This window comes from Cedecea sp. P7760 (assembly GCF_013386425.1).
GTDB classification, from domain to species: Bacteria; Pseudomonadota; Gammaproteobacteria; order Enterobacterales; family Enterobacteriaceae; genus Cedecea; species Cedecea selenatireducens.
Map to the genome: position 1 here is coordinate 350,107 of NZ_JACARU010000015.1, position 16,795 is coordinate 366,901.

The window sequence follows — 16,795 nt, forward strand, 5'->3', positions numbered from 1 at the left end:
CAACACCACAAAAGACGAGATTACTCACTGGCTGGCACTGAACCAACAAAGCAGGCGACTGAACCAACACGAAATCACAAATGTTGGTTCAGCAAAACCCAGTAATGGCGCGGCTTGTAAGCCCGTGAACCAACTGAACCAACTGAACCAACACTATTTGCGCTTACTATATAAAAAAATCGAAACGAAATGAGAGAGGCTAAAGAATGACAGCACAAATTTCAGCCTACGGGCGGCTGGTGGCAGATCCCCAGACCAGAACGACGAACAGCGGAACCAGCATGGCAATGGGGCGTTTAGCGGTGGCACTCCCCTGCCATGCAGTAGAGGGCGGAGAGGTTACTTTCTGGCTGGGCGTGGTGGCATTCGGCAAACAGGCCGACGCACTGGCAGAACACGTTAAAGGCGATTTAGTCAGTGTTGCCGGAACAATGCAGGTCAATCAGTGGACGGGCAAGGATGGAGGAACGCAGCAGGGGTATCAGGTAGTAGCCGACAGCGTGATCAGTGCGAGGACAGCAAGGCCGGGCGGAAAGCGTGGCGCGTCAGCTAGCAAAAATGAAGTCAACAAAGGCCATACCACGCAACCCGCGCCGGGATGGGAAATATATAACACCCCTGATGATTTTGACCAGCGCCAGCCATTCGACGATGAAGCGCAATTCTGAGGGAGAGAAGCATGGTAAACGACAGGAAAGCCGAGGAACTGGAAGCAAAGGGGCTGTATCGCAGGGCAGCTACACGCTGGCAGGAAGTCATGATGATTTGTGCTGAGGACGATGATCGGGAATGGGTAAAGCAGCGCCGTGATACGTGTCTGACGAACGTGAAGCGCCCACCAGTGAAAACCGATGATTACGGAGATCTGCATAAAGCAGTCACTGAGACACAACACCGCATGGGGATAGCGCAACCAAACGGCAATGCCTTCCGATTAAATGGTGGTAAGAAGCAACGACAGGCCACCAGCGGGGGCGACAGTTCGCAGTAATGTTCGCACTAAAACGGCTGTAAATTCTGGACTGTTCTTGACAGATTTTAAACCCTCGTAGCGCTTAACCCGCGCCAGTCATGGGCTGGAAGCCAGAACGTGATTTAGGTTGTCCAAAATATTCTGGTTCGCGCCACTGGTTCGCAGTACGCAGTCAGGTACGCGGCAAAACTGCGCATTCAGCGTGCGTACCATCTGATGATTTCTAACGTGGCATTGCGAATGCGTCGTAAATTGCGCAGAACGAAATGCGAATTCGCAAAATAGCGGAGAGGACTGATATTACTGGCGCAGATTAGTCCATTCGCAGTTGGTAGCACCACGGATATGTTAAGTTTTGCTAAGGTTTTGGGCGCAGTAAATTGCGAATTGCGCAGTTCACCAAAAATCTGCGAAAAACGAAACGGATACCAATGCTCAAACCATCCTCGACCCGCGCGGTTACTGGCTTTATTGATGTGAAATTGCAAAATTGGTGCGCAATTTACAGTAAAATACGCATATTATTTCGTATTCAATTTGCGCACCGTTCGCAGTTAATGCGCAGTAATTCGCAGGAGGCCAGCCAGTGAGAGACAGAACGCGCAGCTATACCACCGACCTGCCCCGCATAGGGTTGCCATTCCTTGCGAACATGCGTCGCAGGCTGGCAGACATTGAACCGGGTACACAGCTTTATACCCAGACCGAAAGCGGAACGTTGTATACCTTCCGGCAAGCCGACAGCTACGCCATGACAATCAACGGCGTGACGCGGGCGATTCGCACTACAACCACGCAGGCCGGATATGGCGTGCGGGAATGGTACGTTTGTCCCCACTGTATGAAACGGGCTGCAAAGCTGTATATCGGCAAGAAAGACATTGGCTGCCGGGCGTGCTGGAAACTTCACTATAAAAGCCAGAGCGCCGACAGACTGGACAGAATGCGTATGAAGATACGCCAGCAGCGATACGCGATATGGGGCAATAATGACCTTGCCAAAAACCTGTTTAATGACATTCGCATGTTCCCGAAACCAAAGGGGATGCGCTGGGCTACGTTTGACAGGAAGCGGGCAGAATTATCAGTTATGGAGATGGCTTACTGGCAGGCATTCAGCCCGGTAGTGGACAGAATCACGGGCGTGATTGAGCGTAAGACGGGGAAAGCAGCCAGAGGCATTGGCCTGACTCTGTAAAAGCAAAACGCCCGCACGGGGCGTCAGGGAACGGGATAGACTTCTGCGACAATTTGCATTCGCCGCCAATATAGCAAGCCGTCCACATCAAGCAATAAACTATCATCGGGAGGGGGAGGCCAAATCTCTGCAACCCTGAGCCTTACGGACTGCCCGCCTCATCGAATGTTTATACCCGCGAAAAATAAAATTCAAACAAGGGCAAGGGGCGGGTAAAGAGTTCAGCCCTCTCGCTATAAAGGACCGCCGCCTAACCTACCTTTGCACCGCCGCAGGTTAGAAAACTTTTTTCAGGTACAGAGGCGCAGTAATTCAGGGGCTTGCCATGCAAATCGGGGTTAAAATGGGGTACGCACATCACGACAGGGTAAACGTGATTTACTCACTGGCTGGCAGTAGGTACACAGTAGGTACGCAGCAGAACGGAGAGGCCACACAATGACCCCGCAGCAAATAGCCGCCCTGACAGTCGCAGAACTGGAGTATTCAGGCCACAGCATTACAGCAGCCGACCAGAGAGAGATACAGCGCAGCGTCACTGATGATATTGCCCGGCGTAAACGGTTCGGGGAGATGATGCGAGCGCCTGCCTACCAGTGGAAGAAGCCAGCGCCGCGCAGGTAGATACGGGATTATTCCGCATGTAACTTATGCGTATTAAGCAAATTACCTTTATTCACCTTTACAGAATTGTGAGTGCGTCAGTATCGTTATCCTTCCGATTCGCATTTATTCAGGATTTGCATGTACCAGCTAAAGATAACCATCCGAGACAGCAAACCACCAATATGGCGGCGTGTGCTGGTTCCAGAGCAAATCCCCTTTAGTGAACTTCACGCGGTGATCCAGTTGGCTTTTGGCTGGAATGACGAACATCTGTATATGTTCGAGAAAGGCCGTAAAGGTGATCTAGGTAGCGAGTATCGCGTATGTGGTGAGGGTGAAAGCATGGGTAATGCGGCAATCACGCCACTATGGGCGGCGATCCAGAATGAGGGTGACAAGCTGGTTTACACGTATGACTTTGGCGACTGGTGGGATTGTCTTATTGTGCTGGAGAAGCAAACCCATGATACCAGTATCCAGCCTGTTAGCTGTCTGCGTGGGAAGGGTACTACCCCGGCGGAAAATTCGGGGGGATTGCATGGTTACAATGAATTGCTCTTACAGGCCAGAGAATCTGATAATCCTGAACAAGCCGAGATCCGCAATTTCCTGATGCTGGATATTGAACGCCGGGTTTACGACCTGAACAACATTAACGACAGATTGCAGGCTCTTAACTGACCCGCATGTATTCGCCTGATATTGCGTTATCAGCGCCGCCACTATCTCGCACAACGGCACACTGTCCCGGTAAACCGTAGCGCACGACCGTAGCGCTGGTTTCACCGCCACGGTTTACCTGCCGCGATTCATACACTGTCACCCGCTCAAGCAACCCATTATCAACCATGCTTTCAAGAGTTCGCCGGGTGGATTCGAGCTGGTGGCGTTTACCGAATGATCCCATTCCATGAAGCAGGTAGGCCACGCCCGATACATCGAACGGCGGCGCACCAATCTCACCTGTCACCCATTCGAGGTTATCCGGCTTGAAGTAACTGAGTATCTCTTTTTTACGGCTGGTTATTCTCATGGCTGGCTGATTCCTTATTGTGGGATAGAGGTATCATACAATAAGATGTGCGGCGGCAAGATTGTGACCGTGAAGTTTAAGCCATCAATGGAGAAGGAGAGCGCCTACGAACAGCCCTAGCGAGAGATAAATGTGTATAGGAATGTGTATAGGCATGAAAATAAAAACTCATGAAATGGCTTGAGGTAAGGCTTTGTTGTGATTCGTTCTACTCCCTTCGCCCGCTCCAATCCTTCTCTGATGCATCCACCCGAAACTTTTCTACATTCTTCGTAACGCTTTGGTGCGATACCGACGCGAAATTCAAACTCAGACCATTCCTCACCTTGTTGGTGAAAGAGACCCTGACCCCAGGGGCAGGGAATGAAGAAGACACGCTGGCGACGGATAAGAATAAACGGCGGAGGCTATTGACCTCCGTGGTGGCTGGCAGCGTTGACGTTGCACCGCTGGCTTCTGCAATGGGCCTGGGGGAAGTGGGCATCCCTGGCCCGCAAGCTGGAGGCCACGGGTTCAGATAATATTATCGTTCCTTCCCGGCACGTGAGCTGGTTCGCAACCGGCGTGCGTAGCGTTGATGACACGCTGCCTGCTGAATACTGGTCAGGTGACACGTGAGCTTGGTCACATTTTACGCCCCGTTTTAGTCAATATGATGCTAAGCTGCTGAAAGATTTAGGCGTGATGCTGACCGTGCAACTGATGCAGGCCGGTTATATCTCAGTCACTCGGTCTTTGGCGCTGACCAGTGAGTCTAAGGTCTGGTTTGCCCGCAAAGGTTTCACGGACTTTGGCTCTGCCAGCCAGTACTATCGCCCTCTGCAACAGCAAGACACCTTGCTGACCGAGAAAACATCCATCACCTGGGATACCCATTATTGTGCCGTGACGTATATTCAGGATGCCGCTGGGGCCGGAACCCATGCGGATTATGGCTATCGTTTCCTGACGCCCAATCACCTCATCGATCCTAACGATAACCATCAGTTAGTCTCTCTGGACGCTTGGGGACGGCCGACCAGCTCTCGGTTCTGGGGGGCTGAAAACGGCGTGGCGCAGGGGTACACACAGCCTTCGACAGAAAAAGTACCTTCCCCGTCCCGACGATGGTAGAAGAGGCGCTGGCTATCATTACCACGATCCCGGTGGCGCAATGTCTGGTCTATTGTGACAGCAGCTGGATGGCGGCCGAATCGTCGCGGATGCCGCCTCACACATTCTGTATGCCGACACTCACTACTTCGATGCAATAGGCCGGGAATATCAGGTTAAAACGGCAAAAGGAGACTTCAGGAGAACGCTGTTCACGCCGTGGTTTACGTTTGCTGAAGACGTGAACGATACGGCATCCCAGTAACAAATAACGCCCTGCTCCCTGGGGTCTCAATGCCGGGAGTAGGGCGCGTAGTTAACTATCGAGAGAAATCTATGCATACATCGCTGTTCAGCCACACCCCTTCGGTCACGGTTCTCGACAACCGGGGCCTGAGCGTCCGCAGTATCGAATATCACCGTCATCCTGACACCCTGACCACCACCAACGAACGTATCACCCGGCAGCAGTATAATCCTGGCGGGTTTCTGAGCCGCAGCGCCGACCCGCGCCTGCAGGCGACGGGCCTGGCAAACTTCACGTACATCACTGACCTGGCCGGTAACGTGCTGTGCGCCCAGGGCGTGGACAACGGCACCACCGTGAGCCTGAACGACGTGGCCGGGCGGCCTTTTATCGCGGTCAGCAATGTCGGCGTCACCGGAGACAAGAGCGAGGCGGTGACGCACACCTGGCAGTATGAAGCAGCTTCACTCGCCGGGCGTCCGCTGAGCGTGACGGTACAGGTCACAGGCAAAACCGCCCGCATTGCGGAGCGCTTTGTATACGCAGGCAACAGTGCGGCAGAAAAAAAGCTGAACCTGGCGGGGCTGTGCATCAGCCATTACGATACCGCCGGTCAGGAACAGACCGACGCGATAGCCCTGACCGGCGTACCGCAGTCCGTCACCCGTCGCCTGCTGAAAGACGCCGATAACCCGGATAACGTGGCCGACTGGCAGGGGGCGGATGCATCTGCCTGGAACGAGTTGCTGGGCGCAGAAACGCTGACCACGCAGAGCACCGCCGACGCGACTGGCGCCGTCCTTACCACCACCGATGCAAAAGGTAACGTACAGCGCGTGGCGTATGACATAGCTGGCCTGCTGGCGGGCAGTTGGCTGACGCTGAAAGGCGGCCAGGAGCAGGTCATCGTGAAATCGCTGACCTGTTCCGCCGCCGGGCAGAAACTGCGCGAAGAACACGGCAACGGCGTGGTGACCACCTACTCATATGAACCTGAGACGCAGCGCCTGACGGGGATTAAAACCGAACGTCCGGCGGGACACACCTCAGGGGCAAAAGTCCTGCAGGACCTGCGCTACGACTACGACCCTGTGGGCAACGTGCTGAGCATCCGCAACGACGCGGAAGAGACGCGCTTCTGGCGAAATCAGAAAGTGGTGCCGGAAAATACCTACGTTTACGACAGCCTGTACCAGCTGGTCAGCACCACCGGGTGCGAGATGGCAAACGCGGGCCAGCAGAGCAGTAAGTTCCCTACCGCCGCCATCCCCCTGCCGACAGACAGTGCCGCTTTCACCAGATACACCCGCACTTACGCCTACGATAACGGCGGCAATCTGACGCGGATTCGCCACAACGCGGCGGCGACCAACAACCGCTACACCACGGATATCACGATAAGCGACCGCAGCAACCGGGGCGTGTTGAGCACGCTGGCAAAAAGTCCGTCGGATGTGGACGGGCTGTTCACGCCGGGCGGACAGCAAAAACAGCTGCAGCCGGGTCAGACGCTGAACTGGACGGCGCGCAACGAGCTGCTGAAAGTGAGTCCTGTACAGCGCGACGGCAAGGCGAGCGACAGCGAAAGCTACCGCTATGACTGCGGCAGTCAGCGCGTCCTGAAGGTGAGCACGCAGCAAACCGGGAACAGCACGCAGACGCAGCGGGCGCTGTACCTGCCGGGGCTGGAGCTGCGAACCACCCAAACCGGCAGTACGGAAACGGAAAGCCTGCAGGTCATCACCGTGGGTGAGGCGGGCCGGGCGCAGGTGCGGGTGCTGCACTGGGCGGCGGGCAAACCGGCGGGCGTGAACAACGACCCGCTGCGCTACAGCTACGACAATCTCACCGGCGGCAGCCAGCTGGAGCTGGACGGCAGCGGCAACTTGATTAGCATGGAAGAGTACTACCCGTACGGCGGCACGGCCATTCTGGCGGCCAGAAGCCAGACTGAAGCCAACTATAAAACTATCCGTTACTCGGGCAAAGAGCGGGACGCGACGGGGCTGTATTACTACGGCTACCGCTATTATCAGCCGTGGGTAGGCCGCTGGCTGAGCGCTGACCCTGCGGGCACGGTGGACGGGCTGAATCTGTATTTGCTGGTAGGAAACAATCCTACGTCTTTCCATGACAGCAATGGATTACTCCGTGAAGGACAAAGCGCAAGGAAATTAGTCGGAGAAGCCTTTGTTCACCCTTTACATATGCAGGTGTTTGAACGCATATCCATTGAAAAAAATATCGCCATGAGCGTCAGAGAGGCTGGTACTTTTACTATTACAGCTTTGGGCGAAGGGGCTGCAGCAAAGGGCCATAATATTCTTGAGAAAACCATTAAACCTGGATCTCTGAAATCGTCTTATGGGGAAAAAGCTGGGGCGGCGCTTGAACAGGCAAAAGCAAGCGGCTTTGTGGGTCGGGTTGGCAAGTGGGATAAATCTGGAGTGCAGGGAATTTATGCTCATAACAAAGCTGGTGGAGAGGATTTAGCTTACCCAATAAGTCTTACTTCTACTATGGATAATGAATTGGTGAATTCGTGGATCAAACATAAAGTGATCACGCCGTACACCGGTGATTATGATATGCACGATATTATTAAATTCTCGGGGGGGAGAGGTCACATACCCGCAGCGGAAAGTGCTGAAGAAAGAGGTGTAAAAGATCTGATTAACAGGGGGGTTGCGCAAGTTGATCCCTCCAGACCTTTCGAATTGACGGCTATGAATGTTATTCGTCACGGGCCTCAGGTCAGTTTTGTCCCTTACATGTGGGAGTATGAAAACGATAAGGTGGTTAAAGATAACGGCTACCTTGGCATAGTTGCCCGGCCAGGGCCATTCCCGGTAGCGATGGTGCATAAGGGCGCATGGAGTATTTTTGATACCAGTGAGGAGTTGTTTAACTTTTATGCATCCACGAATACAGCGCTACCAACACACTGGCAGCAGAGCTTCATTGAAAGAGGCAATGGCATGGTGTCTACTCCTCAACATGCCCCTCTTATTGATAAGCGCCGTACTGTACAACAACGATGGCAAAAAGTTGCCAGCTAAGCGCTAGGATCCTGAAGAGATAAAAAGGATTAACAGGCTCAACGGCCTGTTAATCTTTTATGTTAACTCTATATAACAGAAATAAATTTACCCGGTTTTATTAACGCTTTTCCCTGTGACTTACGGTAAGCGTTAGCATCGCGCAGAGAATAAGCGCAGCCGCAATATTCCTGCTGATAAAACTGCTCGCGTTTGCAGATCTCTACCGTGCGCGCGGAGCCGCCTTGCTTACGCCAGTTGTGGGTCCAGTAAAACATTCCCGGATGACGAGCCGCCGCCCGCTGGCCGCAGTCGCAGACCTGCTCAAAATTCTTCCAGCGTGAAATCCCCAGAGAACTGCAAATTGCACCGAAACCGTGCCCTGCGGCATAAAGCGCGGTGCGCTCAAGGCGCATATCAAAACAGACCGTGCAGCGGGCTCCACGCTCGGGTTCCCACTCCATGCCTTTCACACGCGCAAACCAGTTATCGACGTCATAATCCGCGTCGATGAAGGGCACGCCATGTTGCTCAGCAAAACGCTTATTCTCTTCCTTGCGGATGAGATATTCCTGTTGCGGATGGATATTGGGGTTGTAGAAAAAAATCGTAAAGTCGATGCCAGAGGCAAGCAAAGCCTCTATCACTTCGGAAGAGCAGGGCGCGCAGCAGGTATGCAGCAGCAACTTGCTTGCGCCGTCCGGCAGCGTCAGTTTTGGGCGCTTAAATTCGGTGGTGGTCATGGTTTGTCGGCGGAAAGAAGGAAAATAGCGAGAATTGTACCACTAAAAATGTGGTCAATGGGCTTTGCCAACCGAGAGTGAGGCGGGAGGCTGTTTCTCCCGCCTTAAAGAACTGCTATGCCAGCCCCGATAAATGCATCCCGACGTACCGCTCGTAGCGGCTCTTTTTCAGGAACGTTAAATCAACCAAAACCAGCCCGTCGACGCAGTTGTTGAAGGCCGGATCGCTGCCGAAATCAATAAACTGTACGCCGCCCGGTTCGCAGAGTTCTGAATACTGCTTATAGAGGGTCGGAATGCCGCAGCCCATATTACTGAGCAGTGATTTTAAGCGGGTGAGATCTTCACCGTAGTCTTCCCCTTTGAACTGCGCCAGCACGGCGGGAAGGCTCGCCGGGTATGGGCTACGCGAGGCGGCAAGCGGATGGCTCGCCGGGAACCACAGTCGGTAAAACGCCACCAGAAGATCGCGTGCGTCCGGCGGCAGGCCTCCGGAAATAGATACCGGGCCGAACAGATAGCGGTACTGCGGGTAACGGGCGAGATAAGCGCCAATGCCCGACCATAAATAGTCCAGGCCACGGCGGCCCCAGTAGCGAGGCTGAATAAAGCTGCGCCCCAGCTCGATACCGTGCTGCAGCACATCGTCCATCTTCTCGTCGTAGTGAAACAGGCTGTAGCTGTACAGCCCGTCTACGCCGCGTTTTTCAATCTGGCGTGCGGTTGGCATAAAGCGGTATGCGCCGACGATCTCCAGATCCTGTTCGTCCCAGAGGATCAAATGCAGGTAATCGTCATCATAACGATCCACATCCCGGCGTTTGCCGCACCCTTCACCCACGGCGCGAAAGGCAATCTCACGCAGCCGCCCCAGCTCGCGCAGCAGCGGAGCCTCTTCTTTTGAGTCGCTGCGCTGCCAAAGATAAATCACTTTGTCGTCGGCGGTGCGGCCCAGGCATTCCGCTTTTGCCAGCTCCCGGCGCAGCGTGGCGCGGTCTTCCGCCCGGGCAATGGCGCTTTCCGTCGTGAACTTGCCTGAAAGCCCTTTGCCCAGCAGCTGAACGTGCTGGCGGCACTTCCTGGCCAACTCTCGCGGGGCCTGCTGCGGGCTATGCCAGCTTTCCCACGGAATACGCTGACCAAGGGTTACCGGCAGGTTGGAGTTGCGGCGGCGAAACATCTGCTGCATCAGCAGCACCATCGGCAGCGCAGGGGAAACCAGCGCGCTGGCATAAAACAGTGCGCTGTTCCGGGCATGAATAAACGCCGGCAGCAGCGGCACGCGGTATTTTGCGGCAAGCTTAATAAAGCCGGTGTGCCAGTGCCCGTCGGCAATGCCCTGGCGAGATAAACGAGAAACTTCGCCCGCCGGGAAGAAAATCAGCACGCCGCCGTTTTGCAGCTGCCTGTCCATCAGCACAAGGGACGATTTAGGCGTGCGCCCGTTGATATTGTCGACCGGAATAAACAGCGAGCTAAGCGGCTCGAGGTGATTAAGCAGGCGGTTGGTCACCACTTTGACATCCCGGCGAACGCGGGAAACGGCGTACAGCAGCGCCAGCCCGTCAAGGGTGCCGGTTGGGTGGTTGGACATAATCACCACGGGGCCGTGTTCGGGGATGTTTTCTAATTCGCGGGGAGAGATATTGCAGCGGATGTGTAGGTGATCCAGGACTTGTTCAATCATATCCAGCCCGCGGAGGTGCGGATTATTGTTGGCAAAGGCCTGGAATTCTTCCTCATGCAGCAGGCGTCTTAACAGGTTTTTTTGCCAGGGCGCGGGCCTTGCCTGGGGCCACAGGTCGTCAAGTACGTTATCGAGACTAAACATATTCGCTCCTCTTACCGTTCTGGGCACGACGGTAGAAGATCAAGATGAACGTTGCGTGTCAGCGAGGTGACGTTTCAGGGATGTGGGACGCGAGAGGAGGCCAGTCGCGTCGATTTTTTATCCTGTTGGACCAGATACGTGGACAAAAAACGGGGTATTTGGCTCAGTTGACAGAGTAAACCCGGACGAAGAGTAGGCTAAATCCAGATGTTGCGTGAAAGAAACGTAATAATATTTAATATATTGTTTTTAAAGTGTTTTATTGCACGTAATGAGGCATTTTGTTGTCAAGCGTTAAGCGCATTTAATGAAAGTTTTATATCGTAAAATGAGAGTTAAATCGACTTTTACTCTAAAAAGCATCAATTAAGCAATAAAGTTGCTCTACCCCTTGCCTGTTTTTCGAAGATCTACGCTACAGTAGCCGCCGCTGGCGGAATGCCAGCCTATGATTAAAAAACAGCAACAGAACGCCGTGAGCGGCGTTTTATCAACACCGCATCAAAAAAGATAACCTATGGGAGTTCACAGATGAGTCACTCTGCGACAAAAACAAAAACCTTTTTCGGGCATCCGTACCCGTTAAGTTCGCTCTTCCTCACCGAAATGTGGGAACGTTTTTCCTTCTACGGGGTTCGCCCGCTGCTCATTCTGTTTATGAGTGCGGCGCTGCTTCAGGGCGGGATGGGGCTGCCGATTGAGCAGGCTTCCGCGATTGTCGGTATTTTCGCCGGCGGCGTGTACATCACCTCTTTACCGGGCGGCTGGCTGGCCGATAACTGGCTCGGGCAGCGCCGCGCCGTTTGGTATGGCTCGCTGATTATTGCGCTTGGGCACCTCTCGATTGCGCTGTCGGCATTCGTGGGCAACACCTTCTTCTTTGTCGGCCTGCTGCTGATCGTCCTGGGAACCGGGTTGTTCAAAACCTGTATTACCGTGATGGTCGGGACGCTGTACAAAAAAGAAGATACCCGCCGCGACGGGGGCTTTTCGCTGTTTTACATGGGCATCAACATGGGCTCATTTATCGCCCCGCTGATCATCGGCCCGCTGCATGAGAAATACGGCTGGCACATGGGCTTTGGCCTGGGCGGGCTGGGCATGCTGGTTGCGCTGTTCATCTTCCGCTTCTATGCCATTCCGCAAATGCGCCGCTACGACAAAGAAGTCGGGCTGGACTCCACCTGGAATCACCCGACGACCGAACGTAAAAACGTCGGTAAATGGGTAACGCTTGCGATGGTGCTGCTAGCCGGGCTGGTGGTGCTGATCGCCAACGGGACAATTCCATTCAACCCGACGGTTATCGCCAAAAGCTCCGCGTACATTATTTCCACCTGCGTGGGCCTCTACTTCCTGTTCATGTTCTTCTTTGCCGGGTTAACCAGCAGCGAGCGTTCACGCCTGCTGGCCTGCCTGATCCTGCTGGTTGCGGCGGCATTCTTTTGGTCTGCCTTCGAGCAGAAGCCGACCTCCTTCAACATCTTTGCGCGTGACTACACCGACCGCCAGATGGGCAGCTTCGAAATCCCGACCATTTGGTTCCAGTCGATCAACGCGCTGTTTATTATCCTGCTGGCACCGGTGTTTAGCTGGTTCTGGCCGTCGCTGGCTAAGCGCAACCTTAATCCGAGCAGCATGACGAAGTTCGTTATCGGCATTCTGTTTGCGGCGGCAGGCTTTGCGGTAATGATGGCGGCAGCAAACCAGGTGCTGGCGACGCAGAGCGGCGTTTCTCCGTTCTGGCTGGTCGGAAGCATCCTGCTGCTGACCCTCGGCGAGCTTTGCCTCAGCCCGATTGGCCTGGCAACCATGACCCTGCTGGCACCGCAGAAAATGCGTGGCCAGGTGATGGGGCTGTGGTTCTGCGCCAGCGCGCTGGGCAATCTCGCGGCGGGTATCATGGGCGGGCATATCAAAAAGGATCAGCTTAGCTCGATGCCGGAGCTGTTCTCCCACGTGTCTATTGCCCTGGTCATCTGCGCCATTGTGCTGGCCGCGCTGATTATTCCGGTGAGAAGCATGCTGAGAAATGCGGACGCCAACGAAGCCAAATAACGGCTTTTAAACATCTTGCCCGGTAACCTTCTGCGGGTTACCGGGTTTTACCCCGAAGAGATTCAGTACTGATACTTCTTATCCAAAACCCGGCAGGTTGTATAGGCTCCGGCGGCACACAGCAGCGCAGGGGCAAAATAGCTGTGGTCCATATGGGTAAATTCCATCACCAGCGCCACGGCCGTTACCGGCATCTGCATCGAAGCGGCCAAAAACGCGGCCCCGCCGACCAGCGCAAAGCTGCCCACGTCCCCGCCAGGGAAGACAAACTGCCAGACCACGGCCAGCAGCAGGCTCAGCAAAGCACCCACCGTTAAGCCCGGCGTCAGCAACCCTCCCTCAGCGCCACCGCGCAGGACGGCGAGGATCACCAGCATTTTCAGCGCCAGCAGTATCGCGGCATAGTCAACGCTCAGGCCATTACTAATGGCAAGCTGCATTGGGCCTTTGCCGTTGCCCGGCAGCTGTGGGAACCACAGGCTAAGCGCTGCCAGCAGCGCAAAGGCCAACAGGCAAAATACCGGCATCTGCCAGTTGGTTTTTACCTGCGTTCTCACTTTGGTTGTCGCTTTGCGAAACAGCCAGGCGGCATAGCCGAGCAGCGGGCTGACCACAATGGCCCAGGCTATAAACGCGTGGGGAAGCGCAAAAGAGGCGAAGTGATACTGCGATTCATCCCCCAGTCCAAGCGTCGCAACCCAGGCCGCCACCGCAGAGGTGATGACCGCCGCCAGCGCTTTCTCCCAGCTAAACGAAAGCAGCAAGACCTCGAGGGTGAACAGCGCCCCGGCCAGAGGAACGTTATACACCGCAGCAAGGCCTGCGCCCGCACCGCAGGCAATCAGCGTGCGGGTTTCGTCCGGCGGCAGGCTGAACTTCCGCGCGAGAATACCCGCCGCCAGCGCGCCCATTTCTCGAGGAGCAACTTCACGCCCAAGCGGTGAACCCAGCGCGACGGTGATGATTTGCAGCAATGCATGAATAGTGGTGGTGCCGGCCGGCATCGGCACCGCAGGATTGGCGACGGCAGCGGCAATAGACACTCTCTTTTTGCCGTAACGCGCCAGCAGCCACCAGCCAAACCCGGCGACGGCGCCACCGCCAATAATTGCGGCCACGCGGCGCAGATGCGAGGCATCAGTTACGCCCTGAAGAAACGTCTCGCTGCCCACCAACTGGTCGATGCTGTAGCCAAAAGCCAGGTGCTGAATAGCGTGTAAAATCAGCGCGAGAAGCATGCCCGCTATACCGGCGAGAATGCCGGTAAGTACGACGGCAACCAGGCGTCCAGGATAGTTTTTAGCGTCAGCCTGCTCAGTTTGCTGGGTCATGTCGGGATCCTTAACGCGGGCAAAACTGGATGATAAGGGAGAAGAATTAAACATTTAGTATAAATGTAGCATTCATCATGCCCGAGTCATCCCGGCTTTTCCCGGCGTAAAATCCCTCCGGCTCAGTGAGCTTTCTGGCATGCGGCTATCAGCATGCCTGCCAGAGCAGCACCGCCCAGCAGCCGGAAGGCGGTTGCCCAGTCGCCCATATCAGGGGCCTGCCCGAGAACAACCGAGAGTACAGCCAGCATCATTGCCCCCGCCATATACTGGCTGGTGGCCATCAGCGCGCTGGCGCGTCCCTGCTGGGCGAGCGGAGTGGCTGAAAGGCCGACGGCGAACATCGCGGGGAAGATTAACCCGTGGCCAATCCCGCTGAGCGCAATCCCGCCGATAAAGACCGCAGACAGCGGCGACGCTAAGCCGACGGAAATCAGCCACAGCCCCAGCGCCGAACAGGCGAACCCGGCGGCCAATACGGTTGCGTTGGCGTAGCGGGCGGTCAGGCGGGTATACAGCGCATTGCCCGCCACGATAAGCAGCGCGAGCGGCGTGAACATCAGCCCGGTGGTGACGGCATCCTGCTGCAAAGTCTGCTGCCAAAGTAGGGTCATGGCGTAAAACTGGCTGCCAACGCTTGCCATATAACAGGCGCTGCTGAGCCAGCCTGTTTGCAAGCCCGGCAGGGTGCGAAGCGAGCGGGCCAGTAATGGCTGTGGCGCATAGCGCTCGTGCAGGATAAACAAGATCCCCATGGCAACGGCGATGCGATTAGCCAGATAGTCGGCCTGCCCGGTTTCGCCATAGCGCATCAGCGCCCATACCAGCGCTCCGGCGGCGAAACAGCCCACCAGCGAACCCATGCCTGGCCGCTGTGCCTCACCCTGCGGGCTGAGCGGTAAAAAATCCCGCCGAACCAGCCAGAGTGCGATAAGCCCCGGCGGCACGTTAATAAAGAAAATGGTTCGCCAGTCCAGCGCGGCCAGTATGCCGCCCAACATCACGCCCGCGACTAATCCCAGCGCGCCGATAGCGCTCCAGATTGCCAGCGCCCGCCGATGCGCCTCGCCGTGAAACCGTTGCGCCATCAGCGCCAGAACGGCAGGCTGCAGCAACGCCGCCGCCATCCCTTGCCCGCAGCGGGCGGCGAGCAGCAACGTGCCGTTTTGCGCCAGTCCGCCCAGCGCCGAAGAAAGTAGAAACAGCGCCATGCCGAGGCTGAACATGCGGCGGGCGCCAAGCCGATCGCACAGGCTACCGCCCGCCAGCAACAGGGCGGCAAACGCCAGGCCATAGAGGGAAACAACCCACTGCATCTCGCTGAGAGAAAGGTTTAGATCCTCAGCCAGCGTAGGCAGCGCGACGTAGACAATCGCATAGTCCAGCGCGATCAGCGCCTGCGCTATTCCCGGCGCGAACAAAGCGCTATAGCGCCCGGAAGCGGCGGCGGGTACCGCATAAGTTTGTGTCATCGGCGTTTCCTGCTATTTTCTTTTAGATGAATAAGTTTCATCGATTAATGTGCGTGGATAACAGGCTACGCCTTTATTTATAGTGCAATCAAAATCATATTATTCAGCAAAGGATGAGTTAAATTCATTCATGAAGAATCGTCGACTTCCGCCACTCACGGCCGTTCGGGCCTTTGACGCCGTGGCCCGCCACGCCAGTTTTAAAGCCGCGGCTGACGAAATTGGCGTCACGCCTACCGCCATCAGCCACCAAATCCGCCTGCTGGAGGACTCGCTGGAGCAGCGGTTATTCATTCGTTCGGCTCGCGGTGTGGCGCCCACCCCGGCGGGGGAGATTCTGTTTCGTGCTTCCGGGAACATTTTCACCACGCTGCGGGACGCCGTTGAGTCTATAGCCACGATCTCTCACCCCGGCACGCTCACGCTCAGCACCACCTCGAATTTCCTGACTAACTGGCTGGTACCGCGTTTGCCTGCTTTGCATCAGCGTTATTCCTCGCTGGAGCTGCGCTTTCACAGCAGCGTGGCGCTGGCCGATCTCAACGGCACCACGGCGGACTGCGCCGTGCGCTACAGCATGCAGGCCGACGAATCTCTCGACAGCACGCTGCTGCATAGCGACAGGTTTGTGCTGGTGGCCAGCCCGCAGCTGAAGCTCAGGAGCGTGAAGGATCTGCCGGGGATGACGCTCTTCCATATTGATAACCGCCACGTGCCGAGCCCGGAGCCCAGTTGGCAGCACTGGAAATCGGTATTTGGGCCGGAGAATTTGGACGTGCAGACCGGGATTCATTTTGATGACGAAACGCATGCGATTCAGGCGGCCATTGCCGGACAGGGGATCTTGCTGGCGAGCGAACTGCTGATTCGCCGCGCGCTTCAGCAGGGGTTATTGCATATCGCGCTGCCGGGCGCGCTCCCTGGAGCGAATTACTACTTTGTCAGCAGCCGCGAAAAGGCCAGGAGAGAGGACGTGCAGCAGGTTAAGGCGTGGCTGCAGCAGGAGTTTCACGCTGGAGAGTAGGGTTGCCCCACCTTTTTTGCCTCTTTGTCACAAATATCCATGATTATGCAGGACTGGTTAATATTCCGTTCACTTCCAGCCTTGTTTTATATGCAGCAGCCGCACCGGTGAACGTGTTCGGGGGATAATGCCATCCCCCGAACAGCCCC

The 16,795-nt window shown here is 55.7% G+C and carries 14 protein-coding genes; 9 read left to right on the forward strand and 5 right to left on the reverse strand.

Annotated features, from left to right (window positions below; genetic code table 11):
• The first annotated feature begins 206 nt into the window (after positions 1-206).
• The 4 genes from HX778_RS07205 to HX778_RS07220 all read left to right on the forward strand — a co-directional run bounded on the left by HX778_RS07205 (position 207) and on the right by HX778_RS07220 (position 3,458).
• Positions 207-668, forward strand: coding sequence for a single-stranded DNA-binding protein (locus tag HX778_RS07205; RefSeq protein ID WP_045620588.1), 462 nt, complete (start codon positions 207-209; stop codon positions 666-668).
• An 11-nt stretch (positions 669-679) separates the two neighbouring features.
• A complete protein-coding gene (locus HX778_RS07210) occupies positions 680-991 on the forward strand; it encodes a PerC family transcriptional regulator (protein ID WP_049111160.1) in 312 nt (103 codons plus the stop codon).
• 568 nt (positions 992-1,559) lie between these two features.
• The gene (locus HX778_RS07215) at positions 1,560-2,171 is read left to right on the forward strand and encodes a hypothetical protein (protein WP_176981608.1); all 612 of its coding nucleotides are present in this window, start codon (positions 1,560-1,562) and stop codon (positions 2,169-2,171) included.
• Between the two features lie 744 nt (positions 2,172-2,915).
• Complete coding sequence (locus HX778_RS07220; protein ID WP_176981609.1) at positions 2,916-3,458, forward strand: plasmid pRiA4b ORF-3 family protein; 543 nt, start codon at positions 2,916-2,918, stop codon at positions 3,456-3,458.
• On the opposite strand, the gene HX778_RS07225 is transcribed toward HX778_RS07220, so the two are convergent.
• Positions 3,451-3,810 carry a hypothetical protein gene (locus HX778_RS07225; RefSeq protein WP_176981610.1) on the reverse strand — a complete coding sequence of 120 codons (360 nt, stop codon included), beginning with the start codon at positions 3,808-3,810 and terminating at the stop codon, positions 3,451-3,453. The genes HX778_RS07220 and HX778_RS07225 overlap by 8 nt on opposite strands.
• A gap of 441 nt (positions 3,811-4,251) precedes the next feature.
• On the opposite strand from HX778_RS07225, the gene HX778_RS07230 reads away from it, so the two are divergent.
• The 3 genes from HX778_RS07230 (at position 4,252) to HX778_RS07240 (ending at position 8,208) form a co-directional block, all read left to right on the forward strand.
• Positions 4,252-4,428: a hypothetical protein gene (locus HX778_RS07230; RefSeq protein WP_176981611.1), complete on the forward strand. Its 177-nt coding sequence runs from the start codon at positions 4,252-4,254 to the stop codon at positions 4,426-4,428.
• 66 nt (positions 4,429-4,494) lie between these two features.
• Positions 4,495-4,923 carry a hypothetical protein gene (locus HX778_RS07235; RefSeq protein WP_176981612.1) on the forward strand — a complete coding sequence of 143 codons (429 nt, stop codon included), beginning with the start codon at positions 4,495-4,497 and terminating at the stop codon, positions 4,921-4,923.
• Between the two features lie 315 nt (positions 4,924-5,238).
• The gene (locus HX778_RS07240) at positions 5,239-8,208 is read left to right on the forward strand and encodes an RHS repeat domain-containing protein (protein ID WP_176981613.1); all 2,970 of its coding nucleotides are present in this window, start codon (positions 5,239-5,241) and stop codon (positions 8,206-8,208) included.
• A gap of 68 nt (positions 8,209-8,276) precedes the next feature.
• Here the strand turns inward: HX778_RS07240 and HX778_RS07245 are convergent, their stop codons facing one another.
• Together HX778_RS07245 and HX778_RS07250 are read right to left on the reverse strand one after the other, a co-directional pair.
• Complete coding sequence (locus HX778_RS07245) at positions 8,277-8,930, reverse strand: epoxyqueuosine reductase QueH (RefSeq protein WP_038479185.1); 654 nt, start codon at positions 8,928-8,930, stop codon at positions 8,277-8,279.
• 115 nt (positions 8,931-9,045) lie between these two features.
• Positions 9,046-10,761, reverse strand: coding sequence for a lysophospholipid acyltransferase family protein (locus HX778_RS07250; protein ID WP_176981614.1), 1,716 nt, complete (start codon positions 10,759-10,761; stop codon positions 9,046-9,048).
• A gap of 531 nt (positions 10,762-11,292) precedes the next feature.
• Between HX778_RS07250 and HX778_RS07255 the strand changes: the two genes are divergently transcribed.
• Complete coding sequence (locus HX778_RS07255; protein WP_038479190.1) at positions 11,293-12,819, forward strand: peptide MFS transporter; 1,527 nt, start codon at positions 11,293-11,295, stop codon at positions 12,817-12,819.
• A 62-nt stretch (positions 12,820-12,881) separates the two neighbouring features.
• On the opposite strand, the gene HX778_RS07260 is transcribed toward HX778_RS07255, so the two are convergent.
• Both HX778_RS07260 and HX778_RS07265 read right to left on the reverse strand, forming a co-directional pair.
• Positions 12,882-14,150 (reverse strand): chloride channel protein, encoded by a 1,269-nt coding sequence (locus HX778_RS07260; protein WP_176981615.1) that lies wholly within the window; start codon positions 14,148-14,150, stop codon positions 12,882-12,884.
• A 122-nt stretch (positions 14,151-14,272) separates the two neighbouring features.
• Positions 14,273-15,622 carry an MFS transporter gene (locus HX778_RS07265; protein WP_176981616.1) on the reverse strand — a complete coding sequence of 450 codons (1,350 nt, stop codon included), beginning with the start codon at positions 15,620-15,622 and terminating at the stop codon, positions 14,273-14,275.
• A 130-nt stretch (positions 15,623-15,752) separates the two neighbouring features.
• Here HX778_RS07265 and HX778_RS07270 point away from each other — a divergent pair, with 130 nt between their 5' ends.
• A complete protein-coding gene (locus tag HX778_RS07270; RefSeq protein WP_176981617.1) occupies positions 15,753-16,646 on the forward strand; it encodes a LysR substrate-binding domain-containing protein in 894 nt (297 codons plus the stop codon).
• The last annotated feature ends 149 nt before the right edge of the window (positions 16,647-16,795 follow it).